This is a genomic window from Sphingomonas sp. Leaf9, from assembly GCF_001421355.1.
Lineage (GTDB): Bacteria > Pseudomonadota > Alphaproteobacteria > Sphingomonadales > Sphingomonadaceae > Sphingomonas.
The window spans coordinates 445,023-458,794 of the sequence record NZ_LMKC01000002.1 but is presented as its reverse complement, the minus strand read 5'-3'; the positions used below and the strand labels follow the sequence as shown (position 1 = coordinate 458,794).

14 protein-coding genes are annotated in these 13,772 nt (G+C 63.0%); 10 read left to right on the top strand and 4 right to left on the bottom strand.

Translation table 11 applies throughout. The features are described 5' to 3' along the window. The 6 genes from ASE58_RS06165 (at position 1) to ASE58_RS06150 (ending at position 7,243) form a co-directional block, all read left to right on the top strand. Complete coding sequence (locus ASE58_RS06165; protein ID WP_055818832.1) at positions 1 to 291, top strand: DCL family protein; 291 nt, start codon at positions 1 to 3, stop codon at positions 289 to 291. Between the two features lie 292 nt (positions 292 to 583). Then, the gene (locus ASE58_RS06160) at positions 584 to 2,659 is read left to right on the top strand and encodes an ATP-dependent nuclease (protein WP_055818828.1); all 2,076 of its coding nucleotides are present in this window, start codon (positions 584 to 586) and stop codon (positions 2,657 to 2,659) included. Next, positions 2,652 to 4,415, top strand: a complete 1,764-nt coding sequence (locus ASE58_RS06155) for a UvrD-helicase domain-containing protein (protein WP_055818826.1) — start codon at positions 2,652 to 2,654, stop codon at positions 4,413 to 4,415. Before ASE58_RS06160 ends, ASE58_RS06155 begins: the two co-directional genes overlap by 8 nt. A gap of 202 nt (positions 4,416 to 4,617) precedes the next feature. Further along, positions 4,618 to 4,929 carry a hypothetical protein gene (locus tag ASE58_RS17860; protein ID WP_156347636.1) on the top strand — a complete coding sequence of 104 codons (312 nt, stop codon included), beginning with the start codon at positions 4,618 to 4,620 and terminating at the stop codon, positions 4,927 to 4,929. 183 nt (positions 4,930 to 5,112) lie between these two features. Then, positions 5,113 to 5,343, top strand: coding sequence for a hypothetical protein (locus ASE58_RS17855; RefSeq protein WP_156347635.1), 231 nt, complete (start codon positions 5,113 to 5,115; stop codon positions 5,341 to 5,343). Between the two features lie 343 nt (positions 5,344 to 5,686). Next, positions 5,687 to 7,243: an MFS transporter gene (locus ASE58_RS06150; RefSeq protein ID WP_156347661.1), complete on the top strand. Its 1,557-nt coding sequence runs from the start codon at positions 5,687 to 5,689 to the stop codon at positions 7,241 to 7,243. A 365-nt stretch (positions 7,244 to 7,608) separates the two neighbouring features. On the opposite strand, the gene ASE58_RS06145 is transcribed toward ASE58_RS06150, so the two are convergent. Next, positions 7,609 to 9,615: a TonB-dependent receptor plug domain-containing protein gene (locus tag ASE58_RS06145; RefSeq protein ID WP_055818822.1), complete on the bottom strand. Its 2,007-nt coding sequence runs from the start codon at positions 9,613 to 9,615 to the stop codon at positions 7,609 to 7,611. Between the two features lie 122 nt (positions 9,616 to 9,737). On the opposite strand from ASE58_RS06145, the gene ASE58_RS06140 reads away from it, so the two are divergent. Together ASE58_RS06140 and ASE58_RS06135 are read left to right on the top strand one after the other, a co-directional pair. Further along, the gene (locus ASE58_RS06140) at positions 9,738 to 10,172 is read left to right on the top strand and encodes a MerR family transcriptional regulator (protein WP_055818817.1); all 435 of its coding nucleotides are present in this window, start codon (positions 9,738 to 9,740) and stop codon (positions 10,170 to 10,172) included. Then, a complete protein-coding gene (locus tag ASE58_RS06135) occupies positions 10,169 to 10,780 on the top strand; it encodes a cation diffusion facilitator family transporter (RefSeq protein ID WP_055818814.1) in 612 nt (203 codons plus the stop codon). Before ASE58_RS06140 ends, ASE58_RS06135 begins: the two co-directional genes overlap by 4 nt. Positions 10,781 to 10,994: 214 nt before the next feature. Here the strand turns inward: ASE58_RS06135 and ASE58_RS06130 are convergent, their stop codons facing one another. Next, positions 10,995 to 11,402 (bottom strand): MerR family transcriptional regulator, encoded by a 408-nt coding sequence (locus ASE58_RS06130; RefSeq protein WP_055818810.1) that lies wholly within the window; start codon positions 11,400 to 11,402, stop codon positions 10,995 to 10,997. 63 nt (positions 11,403 to 11,465) lie between these two features. Here ASE58_RS06130 and ASE58_RS06125 point away from each other — a divergent pair, with 63 nt between their 5' ends. Both ASE58_RS06125 and ASE58_RS06120 read left to right on the top strand, forming a co-directional pair. Then, on the top strand, positions 11,466 to 12,233 hold the full coding sequence (locus ASE58_RS06125; protein WP_055818807.1) for a MauE/DoxX family redox-associated membrane protein: 768 nt from the start codon (positions 11,466 to 11,468) through the stop codon (positions 12,231 to 12,233). 425 nt (positions 12,234 to 12,658) lie between these two features. Then, entirely contained in the window at positions 12,659 to 12,862 is a 204-nt protein-coding gene (locus ASE58_RS06120; protein ID WP_055818803.1) for a hypothetical protein, read from the top strand. A 36-nt stretch (positions 12,863 to 12,898) separates the two neighbouring features. On the opposite strand, the gene ASE58_RS06115 is transcribed toward ASE58_RS06120, so the two are convergent. Next, positions 12,899 to 13,330: a DUF411 domain-containing protein gene (locus tag ASE58_RS06115; protein WP_055819568.1), complete on the bottom strand. Its 432-nt coding sequence runs from the start codon at positions 13,328 to 13,330 to the stop codon at positions 12,899 to 12,901. A gap of 59 nt (positions 13,331 to 13,389) precedes the next feature. Further along, positions 13,390 to 13,770, bottom strand: coding sequence for a DUF305 domain-containing protein (locus ASE58_RS06110; RefSeq protein ID WP_156347398.1), 381 nt, complete (start codon positions 13,768 to 13,770; stop codon positions 13,390 to 13,392). Between the last annotated feature and the right edge of the window lie 2 nt (positions 13,771 to 13,772).

Here is a 13,772-nt window from a genome sequence, read left to right as displayed (position 1 = left end):
ATGGGTGTGAAGAAGTCCGTAAGCTACGGCGATCTGCACTTCGAGACGCAGACCGCCGCGCGAGCCCACCTCAAAGCTATGCTCAACCGCTACGACCCGGGCGACCGGGTCAGTGCCGCCGACGGCGTCGTCCTGACCGCCGCGCTCGCGCTGCATCCGGAGGCCGACGATAAGATCGGGGCAGGCATCAAGAATTTCAGCGTGCGTACCGCCGACTTCGCCACCAAATGCTTTTGGGTCAACCGACTGGACGGCTCTACCGTCCGATTCTCGTATACAGCCTGTGTCTGATCATATTCTTAGTAGCGTCGGCTGCTTTGTTAGACATGAGCGAGGCTCGACTCGTCGGTTAGCCGACAGGAACGAATGGCCGGATGGGGCAGCTCGAGAGAAGCCGCGAATGACCACTCCTGGGTCGATCACGATAGGCGAGCGAATGTTTTTCCCTTCAATGGATCGACGCTCGGAGGACCCAGCTTAAACCATCGACATGTCGAGGATGTCCTCGGCTGTAAACCGGGTATGCCGAGTGCACTGGCAAGTCTATTAAGTGTTTCGGCGACGGAATGCCTGGGGGATGAGAATGCGGATAGTGAAGGCCAGGATCGAGAATTTCCGACTTCTCCGTAATGTAGAATTTGGGTTCGAGGCACGCACGACGCTGATCGTCGGGCGGAACAATAGCGGGAAGACGTCAATCGCAGAGCTGTTCCGGCGGATCTTGTCCGGCGGCAGTCTGGCATTACGGCTTGAGGACTTCTCGCTGGGGTGCCACGAGAGCTTTTGGCAGGCGCTGCAGGCCTACCGCGCCGACCCGCAGTCCGCCGACGCTTGGGAGCAGCTGCCTTCGATCCGGCTGGTCCTCGACATCGAGTACGACACGGACGCTCTGGATCTCGGGCCGCTGGGCAACTGCATCATCGACCTCAACGACGACTGCCACGAGGCTCGCCTGGAGTTTCGGTTCGGCCCAAAGGCTACGGCACCCGAGACGTTTTTTGCTGACCATTTGGTCCCGCTGGAGGATGCGGCGAACGACCGCTCCCGTTTCTTCCGGGATCTCGGCCAACGGCTCCCCACCGCCTATGTGGGAACGCTGGAGGCCGTTGATCCGAACGATGCCACCAACCGCAAGTCGCTCGAGACCAAGTTGCTTACTACGCTGGTCGGGGTGGGCTTTATCAACGCCCAACGCGGTCTCGACGACGACACCATTCGTGAGCGTGATGTTTTGGGTAAGGTCGTCGAGGTGCTGTTCCAGTCGGCCCTGACTGATGACATCAATCCCGAAAGACGGACGACCGCAGAGCAGCTCAAGGAAGTGGTGGAGGCGATCCAAGGCGACGTACACAATAGCTTCAACTCGGGTCTGACCTCGCTGCTGCCGACGTTCGACCTGTTCGGATATCCCGGGTTGTCGGATCCCGGACTCGTGACTGAGACGAGCTTCGACGTAAACAAGCTTCTCAAAGACCACACGAAAGTCAGGTATCGGGGCGTCAACGGTATGACGCTCCCTGAGACCTACAGCGGTCTTGGGACCAGGAACCTCGTCTACATGCTCCTGCAGCTGTTGAGCTTCTTTCGAGAATATCAGGCAATGCCGACCTCATCCGGCGTCCACCTCATCTTCATCGAGGAGCCGGAGGCGCACCTCCACCCTCAGATGCAGGAGGTTTTCATCCGTCAGCTTGAGCGGGTCACGGCCGCGTTCGTGGCGCAGCTGAACGCCGACCAACCGTGGCCGGTGCAGTTCGTCGTGACGACGCACTCCCCACACATGGCGAACGAAGCAAGGTTCGAGAGTCTCCGCTACTTTCTCTCCGTCGCCGATGGCGAGGGAGTGCGCCGTTCGCTCGTCAAGGATTTGCGTCAGGGCATGGCGGGTGCCGAGCCGGCGGTGCGCGAATTTCTCCACCAGTATCTTACGCTCTCGCGTTGTGACCTGTTCTTCGCCGATAAGGCGATCCTGATTGAGGGCACGTCGGAGCGGCTCCTGCTTCCGTCCATGATCCGAAAGACTGACGAGACGGCGGCCGGGCAGCCGCAGCTCAGCAGTCAATACCTGACAGTCATGGAGGTCGGCGGCGCGTACGCGCACCGGTTCTACGATCTTCTCAATTTCCTCGAGCTGCGCACGCTCGTCATCACCGACATCGACTCCGTGGCTCCCAATGCCAACAATAAGCGTGTCGCGGTCTTGGTGGCGCAGGGGGCCTTCACTAGTAATGCGTGTATCAAGGACTGGTTCGCGCCCGATGTCTCGCCTGCGCAGCTTCTGGCGAAGACAGCTGACGAGAAGACAAGCGGCGGCAGGCGTCTGGCCTATCAGATCCCGGAACAGGATGGCGGCCCCTCCGCCCGGAGCTTCGAGGACGCGTTCATCCTGGCGAACCCGGATCTGTTCGAACTCGGCGGGGGGGATCGAGCGGCGCTCGCCTACGAGCATGCGGCCGAGCAGAAAAAGTCTAGCTTCGCCCTCGAGCACGCTATCGAAAGCACAGCTTGGAGAACGCCCAGATATATCGCCGAGGGTTTGCGGTGGCTCGCCGCGGGGAATCCCGCTCCGGTTCTTCCGCCCGACGTGGTGGCGGCGGAGCTGGTCGCTGAGGTGATCGGCATAGAAGTTGCCGACTACGGACAGCCGGCCCATGGCTGATGGGGAGAGCCCGGCTGACGCTGCCGGCCGCGCCGCGTTGGAGCAAGTTTTTGCATGCTTTGACGAAGGGCGTAGCTTTCGTCTCGAGGCCGGTGCCGGTGCGGGCAAGACCTACTCGCTGGAGAAGGCCCTCCGCCGGCTGCTGGCACTGCGCGGTTCTGAGCTCATGCGCAACCGGCAGCAGATCGGCTGCATTACCTTCACGAACGTCGCGAAGGACGAGATCGCGTCCCGCGTCCAAGCGCATCCCGCTGTGCGGCCGGAGACGATCCACGGCTTCTGCTGGTCGCTGTTGCAGGACTTTCAGCCAGAGATTCGCGCATTAGTACCGACGCTCGAAGGCTGGGCCGACCGGCTCGCCGAGGCGGATGTCGCCGAAATTGGTGTCCGGACCATCCAATACGAATTCGGCTATCCTAGGGTGACCGAAGCGGAATTGACACTGCGGCACGAGGACGTGCTCACGCTCATGACCGCACTACTCGCCCGGCCCAAGTTCCGGGCCGTGATGACCGCGCGCTTTCCGGTTCTCCTTATAGATGAGTATCAGGATACGGACGCTGGCTTCGTGAACGCTCTGAAGCAGCACTTCCTCGACACCGGAACCGGCCCGGTCGTCGGACTCTTCGGTGACCACTGGCAGAAGATCTATGGCGACGGATGCGGAGCGGTTGAGCACGCCGCGCTCCAAGTCATAGACAAGAACGCGAACTTCCGGTCGGTAGAACCCATCGTTTCGGTGCTAAACCGCATGAGGCCTGCGCTTCCGCAGATCCCGAGCGACGCCGACGCGCCGGGCGAGGCGCGGCTTTTCCATACCAACGCTTGGCCGGGGCAGCGGCGCACGGGTCAGGGGGGCGGGCACTGGACTGGAGATACGAGCGCCGAGGCGGCCCGCGCCTACTTCGACCATCTCAAGGGCAGGCTCATCGGCGAAGGCTGGGATTTTGCGGTCGAGCGGACGAAGATCTTGATGCTCAGCCATAGCGTCCTCGCACGGGAGCAGGGCTATCCGACGATCCAGCAGATCTACGGTCAATTCAACGACCCGTGGCTGAAGAAGGAAGATCCGCACATCAAGTTCCTCGCGGATCAGGTGGAGCCCGCATGCGCCGCCTTCCAAGCGCAGCGCTACGGCGAGATGTTCGGATGCCTCGACGCCGGTCACCCAAGCATCCGCCGTCATAAAGACAAGGCGGCGTGGTCCCAATCTTTCCAAGAACTCATCGAGCTCAGGCATAGCGGGACCATTGGACAGGTGATCGACTTCATGCGGGCGCAGGAGCACATGCGCGTTCCCGAAGCGGTTATCGATCGCGAAAATCGGCTTGCTGCAGTGGGAGATGTTCCTACGGAAAACGAGCCGCGTAGGGTGACCCAGCTACGGAGGCTCCGCGACGTTTCCTATGCGGAGCTGATGGCGGTGGATGCCTTCATTGACGGCCACACGCCGTTCGCGACAAAGCACGGGGTTAAGGGAGCTGAGTTCGAGAACGTCCTCGTTATCGTCGGTCGCGGTTGGAACAAGTATAACTTCGGTCAAATGTTGGAATGGCTAGATCAGGGACCTCCTGGAGACAAGACGGCCTCCTTTGAGAGCAATCGTAACCTTTTCTACGTGGCCTGCTCGCGTCCGAAGCGGAGGCTGGCGCTCCTGTTTACGCAGGTGCTAAGCCAGGCTGCCTTGGCAAAGGTTCTTGACTTGTTCGGCACGGAAAATGTTATCGCTCTGCCCGCTGACCCATCCGTCGCGTGATCGACTGGTTCCCACCCCTTCCGCGCTATTCGCTCTGATAATCTAGGCCGTCGCCCGCTGCAAACTTCGACATGAACGGCTGTCCGAAGTCGGGAAGCGGCCAGGCGCCTTTGAACGTCTGGTTGTGGGTCTCCTCGGCGGAAGGGCAAGGCGTCTGCCCTCGCCCACTTGCAGACATTGGCTAACCGGCTAGCCTAGTCGCATGCCTGCCGCATCGCCGCCAATCCCCGCTAGATTACCCGCTTCGTTTCAAGCCGAAGAAAGGAGCTTCATTAAGCAGGCGGTTGAGCGGTTCTATGGCTCAGATGCTATCGTGCGCAACTATGGGCCTGACCCGGACCGATTAGACCTCCACGTCGAGACCGATGTCGACCCTAGCATGGAAAGATATGACTGCCTTGGGGTGCTGTTAACCCGCATTGATCGCGATCGGGTTAGCCTCGAAGTGACAAAGCGCGGCACCAAGGTGCGGGGAAACGCGAAGCTGGCCTACCGCCAGGGCATCATCCTTTGACGAACGCTTTCGCCCAATACCAGACGTTCGGCACCAACCTAGCGTCGCCATATTGCAGACGCTTATTCAGCCAGTAAGTTGACCTCGGCCCTGACGCTGTCGGAGCGGGCGCACCGGGTAATCGAAGCGTTTGGCGGGTTCGAGTCCCGCTCATGGGTCCCTTTAATAAATCAAGGATGACGAGTGAGGCTGCCGATACGAAACAAGAGCGATCGGCCACTAACGATCTTTATTGAGCCGATTTGCGACCAATTCGAGGTTCCGGTTGGTGGAGAAGCGATCGTGACGCTCGAAGACGGGCATCCTCACTCGTTCGATTGGTTCGACGACGCTTGGTTGTCGATTTGGAACGAAGGGCGTCAACCCGCAGCCGTCGAGATCAGACCGACGCACGCTTCAATCAATGGCGGTTGAGCGGCGGCTTTCGTTGAAACGCATCCAGAAGCTGCCAGTCCGCTTCCCTCCCATGCCGGACAACCGGTCGGCCAGCTCGGCTGAGTATGCTCCAAATTGCGAAATGAACGAATGGCAGAAGCTGGGGCGCGGGTAGGGCATCCGGAATGACCGGATGTGGGTCTCGTAAGTCGACGGTTCCGGCAATTGCACCGTGAGCCGGACGCTTAGGTTTGGCGATCCGTTCGCTCGAAAGCCGCCATTCGGCAGGCCATCAGCCGGATCAGTGCCCCGGCAGCGGGTGCTCGGCTTGCAGCAGGCGAACCGTGCGGCGTATGCCACCGCTCCTGGTGGGGGTGAATGGATGGCGAACGGCAGAAGAAGCCGCGGAAACTCGGTTGTCGGAGAGCGCTGGCCGCTCTTCTGGACAGGCTGTGCGGCAATCAGCGTTGGGGTTGCCCTTCACTTACCGATGCTCGCGATGGCCCATACGATGGGCAATCACCTGTCGGGTATGCCTATGGACGGATGGATGTACATGGGCATGGCGCTGATCGGCATCGGCGTGCCGGCTGCTATATTTGGCGCTTTACCCAAGAAACGGCCTGATCACAGGCCAGGCGCTGGCGCCGCATTTGAAGCGCCCGATGATACCCCTCTGACGCGCTCGCATGCGGCCGTTCTGCTGGTGCTTACCCTCGGCCTGATTATCGACACGATGAAGCCAGCAACGCTCGGCTTTGTGCTTCCCGGTATGCGTGGGGAGTACGGTCTTGCAAAGTCTACCGTTGCTCTGCTGCCGTTCGTTGCCCTAACCGGAACCACGGTCGGCTCGTTCCTGTGGGGGTGGCTTGCAGACATTTACGGTCGGCGCGTGTCGATCCTGTTGTCCACGATCCTGTTCGTCTCGACCTCCATCTGCGGAGCTATGCCTTCCTACAGCTGGAACCTAGTTATGTGCTTTCTGATGGGGTGCTCGGCTGGCGGCATGCTGCCTGTCGTCTACACGCTGTTGGCTGAGATCATGCCTCCGCGGCACAGAAGTTGGGTCCTTGTGCTGGTTGGCGGTACGGGACTGGTCGGCGGCTACCTGGCAGCTAGCGGTGCCGCGCATCTGTTCGAGCCTCTGTTCGGCTGGCGTAGCTTGTGGCTGCAGGGCTTTCCCACCGGTTTGTTGCTGCTTGCGATGGCAAGGTGGATTCCGGAATCGCCGCGCTTTCTGATGGAACGTGGCATGAACGCGGAGCTGGCTGACATGGCTCTCAAGTTCGGCATCGTCAGGCGTGCTCCACAAGCAGCGCCAGCGGACGCTGGCAGCGCAGCGGCTCACCACCGCGAGTTGACCATCGCCCTGGTGATCACGGCCCTGTCTTGGAGCTTCGTCAACTTCGGCTTGCTGCTATGGCTGCCTTCCGATCTCCAGGATCGAGGCTTTAGTGCTGAGATTGCGAGCGGCATCATCGCCAGCTCAGCACTCGTTGCCCTGCCCACGATCATGATCGCGGCCTTCCTTTACAGCCGGTGGAGCAGCAAGCGCACCCTGATCGGCACTGTGCTTCTCACACTTGCCGGGCTTGCTGGAGCCCTACTGCCGGCGCCTACGCTGGCTTGGCCACCACTGCTGATCGCTGTGATCGCGCTGCTGGTGGTTGGCACAAACGGATTGATCGCCGTGCTACTTCCCTATGCAGCCGAAAACTACGCGTTACGCGTCCGTGGACGTGCCACCGGGCTGATCGCGGGCAGTAGCAAATTTGGTGGCGTTGCTGTCCAGCTAGGAGCCTTCGCTGGGCTGATCCCGACGATGGGGGGCGCGGCAGTTGCGCTGATCATACCAATGACGCTGTCAGCGGTACTGATCGGACGCTCAGGTAGAGAGACGCGCGACCGCAGCTTACGTGAGCTAGAAGCGGAGGCTTAGCTGCCGGCAGAACATAGGCCGTGCGGAGCGTCGCCTATCGGCGCTTCCCTCTTTGAAAGCGCACTGTCTGCTATCCTGACCCGCTGCGCCGGTGCCTGATTTGGGCCTACTTAGCTGCCGTTCAACCCGATTAACGAATGGCTGCAATTGGGAGGCAGGAAAGGGAGCTCGAACGTCCGTTTGTAGGTCCTCGCGGCCGGAAGCTGCCGGGCGGCTTGCGACCCAAAGGCAGACGTAGCCGCGGCATGTTGCCGGTTTCGGAAACTGACATTCTGAACCGGGGTTCTGACACACGCAAACCCTCGGAATACCGTGGTCGAGTCTGCAGCGTCAAAACCGACCGGTTTTGACACCGGTAGCTCGGGTCAGTTCCGGCCAAAGCGGAGCCGGACGCCGCCGTTCAACACGAATCCCTCGGTCGGAGCCCACACGTCCACGGTCCAGCGCCCATCCGACCCCCGGGTCGGACGTAGGATCGGGTCGTATTTGGTCTGTCGGACGCCAAGGATGTTTTCGGCATTGAGGAACAGGCTGGCGCGGCCAAGGATGATCTCGCCCAACACGCCTAGCTCCACATAGGGACGGCTGCGGTCGCGGTAGGGATTGTCCTCCAACCGCTGCCGTCCGGTATAGTAAGCCTCGAAGCCGAGTCGGCCCTTGCCCTCCGCTTCCCATATCGCGGTCACGCCCGCGGTGTCGCGCGGGGTGCGCTCAATCCGCTGCCGTCCTCCCACCGAGCTTGGCTCGGTCGCGTCGATGTGGACGTAGCTGCCGGTGATGCTGAACGCATCCCAGCGCTGCCGCACCAGCAGCTCGACGCCGCTAGTGCGCGTGATGCCGTTCACGGAGACGAGCCGGACGCTTGCCGGCCCGGTCGAGTCAAGCCGCAAGGCGTTGTCGACACGCGACGCGAACAGCGAAGCGTTCACCTCGGTCCGGCCGCGCACATAGCCTATGTCGAGCGAGGCGGTGTCCGCCACCTCGGCCTTCAAACCTGCCAGCGGCTCCAGCCGCGACAGCCCGGCGTCCTCGATCTCGTCCACGAACGGCGTAGGCGCGAAGAAGCCGCGCCCGACTGACGCGCGCACCGTCCAACGGTCGGGCCGCCAGAGCAGCGACACGCGCGGGGAAAGCCGGGTGCCGTAATCGCTGTGGAAGTCGGCCCGTGCGCTGCCGGCAATCGTCACGTCGGGGCGAAGGTCATGCTCCACCTGCCCGAACACACCGGGCGCGGTGTAGGTGTAGTCGAACGCGGCAAACGTCTCGTTGCGGTAATCATCGACCTGGAAGGCGACGCCCGCCACCCAGCTCGTCGCCCCTGCCCGATCGCCAATCGACGCTTCGCCGAACGCGGTGCGGTGCCGGTCGTCCTCCACCACATCGCCGAACCTGTGCCGGTGATCCTGCGTCACGCCGGACGCGCGCACCCGCAAGATGCCAAGGCCGTCGATCGGCTTCTCGGCGACAAGCCCGGCGTCCAGTCTCGTGCTGTCCTGGTCCTGCTGGAACGGTCGCCCGTCCGGCACGGTGCGCCCGGGTAGGGTGCCGCCGTCGCGGTTCTCCCTCATCGCGCCGATCGTGAGCAGCGCACTCGTGCCGTCCGCCCCTTTGAAAAACAGGCGCGGGCGCACCGTGAACCGCTCGAAGCCGGGCATGTCCGCCCAACCGTCGCCGTCCAAGTCTTGGGCGCGCTGGCGATGCGCACCGCCGGTGATCGACGCCCCGAACCCGCCTCCCAGCGGCGTTGACGCGTAGCCGGTCGCGTCTTGGCCGTTGCGGGTGGTGGCGTTCAACAGCGCCTCGGCCACCGGCTCATCACTCGGGCGACGCGAGACGAGATTGATGACGCCGCCTAGCGCGGACGGGCCGTAAAGGGCTGACGCCGCGCCCTTAATGACCTCCACCTGACCCAAGTCGGTCGGCGGTATCTGCAACAGGCCGATGCCGGCGGCCTGGCCGCCGTAGAGCGGAAGCCCGTCCGATAGGATTTGCGTGTAGCGACCCTCCAGCCCCCGTACCCGGACATTCGCCGCGCCAAGCCCGGGAGAAGTGACCTGCACCCTCAAGCCGCCGGTTTCAGCGACGATCATGCTGATGTTACCGGGGACCATGAGGTTCTTCTCCTCGATCTCCTCCCGGTCGATCACCTCCACCCGGATCGCCTCGTCCTGCACGCGGCGGCCGGAACGAGTCCCCTGAACAATAATCTCCTCGCCTTCCTCCTCCTCGGGCGCTTCGGCCTCGATCTGAGCCAGCTGCGTCTCCTGGGCGCGCGTCGGGCTCGCGATGCCGATCGCCAGCACCGCTGCGGCGCTGGCAAGGAACAGGTGAGTTGAAGCCGGTCGGCTTGGCGCGTTGTTCTTGAAGGTCATGCAGGTTCGTCGTTGCTCACTCTGGCGGGCTCATTGTTCGCTGCGGATGCCGCGACCATCGGCTCGACCGAATCGGGATAACGACCTATATATGCAGCCTGTAGCCGCTACAGGGTCAAGGCATGGAACAGGCGCTCACTATCGGAAAGCTCGCCAAGGCGGCCGACACCAAGGTCGAAACCGTGCGCTGGTATGAGAAGGAAGGACTCATCGACGCGCCCGCGCGGACGGAGGGCAACTATCGCTCCTACACGCCGCGCGACCTTTCCCGGCTCACCTTCATCCGGCGCGCGCGAGACCTAGGGTTCTCGCTCGACCAAGTGCGCGCCCTACTCGACTTGGCGAGCGATCCCGGCCGCGACTGCGGTTCGATAGACGAACTCGCCACCGGGCACCTGGCCGCGATCGACCGCAAGATCGCAGACCTGTCCGCGTTGCGGCGCGAGTTGGCGGCGCTTCTGACCTCGTGCCGGGGCGGCACCATGTCCGAGTGCAGCATCCTTGAAGCGTTCAGCCCGGCATCAATCCGATCCGCGCCCGCCGGAGCGGTGACGTGAGCGACGATTGCGGCTGCACGGGCGATCAGGACCGTGCCAAGGTCGATCCAGCCTACCGCCGCGCACTATGGATCGTCGTCATCCTTAATGTCGGCTTCGGCTTCGCCGAACTCGTCGGCGGCTTCTGGACGGGCTCGCAGGCGCTCAAGGCGGACTCGCTCGATTTTCTCGGCGACGGCTCCATCACGTTCGTCGGCCTGCTGGCACTAGGATGGAGCGCGCGGGCGCGCTCGCGCGTCGCGCTCGTCCAGGGGCTGTTCCTAGGGGCGCTCGGGCTAGGCGTGATCGGAACGGCGATCGTCCGCGCGCTCGACGCCGAACCGCCGGAAGCGTTGTTCATGGGCGGCATCGGCGTGGCGGCACTGGTCGTCAACGTGGCCGCGGCGCTCGTCCTGGCGCGGTTTCGCAAAGCTGGCGACGCTCAGGCGCGCGCCATCTGGCTATTCTCGCGCAACGACGCCCTCAACAACGTGGCCGTGATCGTCGCGGCCGGCCTAGTGGCGTGGACCGGCAGTGGCTGGCCGGACCTCGTGGTCGCCGGCGTCATCGCGGTCGTATTTCTACAATCGGCCTGGGAGATCGTGCGCGACGCGCGACGAGAACGGTAGTGTCAAAACCGAACGAGGCTGTTGAAAAAGTAGCTCCGGCGCGGAAGAGGCGTTGGTCCGAGCAATATTCTTCTTGTATCGCCCCGACCGTCGCAACCTCTTGTGCAAAAGAGGCGACCTGCAAGCAATCATATTACGCGCGAGGTGGCCGCACTGCCTGCTCGCCGAGTTTTTCAACAGTCTCGACCGGTTTTGACACCTATGTTCAACAAGGTCAGCCCTGCTCGAACGCGGTCAGTATAGGGCATGGACCTGTCGAGCCGGACCCGCACTCCTGCGCGAGCCGGAGAAGCGAGGCGCGCACCCGCTTAAGGTCCACGATCTTCTCATCCAATGCCGCAATGCGTTCGGTCGCAAGCTCGCGGGCGCGGGCGCGATCGTCGGTCGCGTCCAGCGCTAGCAGCTCGCCGATCTGTTCAAGCGTGAATCCGGCTGCCTGAGCTGATCGAATGAAGCGGAGCCGGCGCACGTCCTGCACCCCATAGCGCCGGACGCCACCCGCGATCCCGGCCCCGTTCGGCCGGTCGGGCGTGTCGAGCAAGCCGCGGCGCTGGTAGTAACGTACCGTCTCGACGCCCACGCCGCCCTCTCGCGCCAGCCCCGCAATCGTGATGCTCGCCATGTCTTGACTCCGGACTATGGTACGGACCCTATATAGGTGGGGCGAGCAAGCTGGAGAAGCGACATGGCGACCGCCCCCGTCAAACAGGCGACGATCTACCGGATGGTGATGTCTGAACACACCTGCCCCTATGGACTGAAGGCGAAAGACCTTCTGCGTCGCCAAGGCTATGCGGTCGATGACCACTGGCTGACGACGCGCGACGAAACGGATGCCTTCAAAGCAAAGCACGGGGTCAAGACCACGCCGCAAACCTTCATCGGTGGCGAGCGGGTAGGCGGCTATGACGATCTGCGCCGCTTTTTCGGCAAGACCGTCCGCGACCCCAAGGCGCTTACCTATCGACCGGTGATCGCGCTGTTCACGATGACGGCGCTGATGGCGCTCGCCGCCAGCTACGCGGTGCTGGGCACGCCGTTCACAATTCGCGCGATCGAATGGTTCATCGCCTTCTCGATGTGTGTGCTGGCGCTGCTCAAGCTCCAGAACATCGAGAGCTTTTCGAGCATGTTCCTCAACTACGATCTGCTCGCCAAGCGCTGGGTGCCCTACTCCTATATCTACCCGTTCGCGGAAGGCGGAGCGGGCGTGCTGATGATCGCGGGCGCGCTTACCTGGCTGTCGGTGCCGGTCGCGCTGTTCATCGGCTCGATCGGGGCGGTGTCGGTGTTCAAGGCCGTCTATATCGACAAGCGTGAGCTGAAGTGCGCGTGCGTGGGCGGGGACAGCAACGTGCCCCTAGGCTTCATCTCGCTCACCGAAAACGTGATGATGGTGGCGATGGCGCTGTGGATGGCCGCCGCCGCGATCGGCATCGCCGGGGCGCACTGACGCTCGTTGACATTGGATCGGAGAGAGTGCCGATAGCCGGGATGACGAAGGGAGCACCAGCCTTAGCCCGAGCGCTTCGCGCGACCGTCCTGGTCGTGCTCGCGGCGCTGCTGCTAGTGCGTCTCGGCCCGTTTTGCGAAACGGCGGCGCAAGCCGCACCGATCGCGTCGGCGATGGTCGGGTGCGATGGCGATGGCACGCCAGCGCCCGTTAAAAAGGCTCCGCTATCGAGCTGCGCCACGCCTTGCACGGCCGTTCCCGGCGAAGCCCTGGTGCGGGTCGAGCCGATCGCCAACCATCCGGTCGCGCCTTGGCCTGCTCTACTGACCGGGCTGGCCGGTTCTCCGATCCCGCCGGCGACACCGCCTCCTCGAACCGTGTGACGCTTCAACAACCTCACATATTTGATCGATGGGGATTTTCTGATGACCAAGCTGAAACTGATCGGTGCCGCACTGGCGCTCGCCCTCCCAACCGCGGCGTTCGCGGCCGGCTCCTGCTGCGCCGACATGGCGTGCTGCAAGGAGGGGGCGGACTGCTGCAAGGACGGCAAAGGGGACTGCTGCGCGGACATGAAGAAGGGCGGCGACCACGCCGGCCACGACATGCCGGGCGCGCCCAAGAAGTAAGTCGGCGGGGGGAGGCGTTCGCGCCTCCCCTTCGTCTCAATGGCGCGCGAAAACCCTGCGCCCGTTCGGCCCGAACGCGACGACCTCGAAAGACTGCGCCGCTCGTCCCGGCACTTCCATTCCGGGTGATCCAAGCGGCATTCCGGCGACCGCTAGACCGCTGACACCCTTTGGACGCTGCGCGAGCGCGCGCTTCATATCGGCGATCGGGACATGACCCTCGAAGGTCATCCCGTCGATTATCGCGGTGTGACAGGATGCAAGGTCGGCGGGGACGCTGCGTGCCTTCATCATTGCGGGACGGTTCGCATCGTCAACAATCCGCACCGTGCGGCCGAACTGCGCCTTCACGATCTTCGCCCATTCGCCGCAACACCCGCATCCGGGGTCGCGATGCACGAGGATCGCATCGGCCGCGACGGCGACGGAGGGGACGCCCAGCGCGAGGGCGGCAAACAGGTAGCGCATATTGGTCATGGTCGATGCCTGGTTGGCGGCCCCGCCCGGTTGGGAGCGGGGCCATGCATTTATTGAGCGGGCTTGCCCATCTTGCGAAGCATAGCGTTCAACATGGCGATCTCGCGATTCTGGCTGGCGATGGCCTTCTGCGCCTCGCGGCGAACCTCGGCATTCTGTGTGCTACGAAGCGCGATCTGCGACATTTCCACCGCGCCACGATGATGCTCGATCATCTTGCGCGTCCACGTTTCGCCGGCGTCGGCCCCCATCGCCGCCATCATCTTCTCGTGCATTTTCATCTCGGCCGGACCGTAGGGGTTGGCTGCGGTCGCTGGCATCGCATGGTTCATGCCGGCCATGTTGCCGTGGTTCATGCCCTGGTGGTTCGCCTGCTGTGCAAGAGCCGGGGTCGCCAGCGCGGCGACGAGGAAAAGGGGTGCGAGTTTCATCA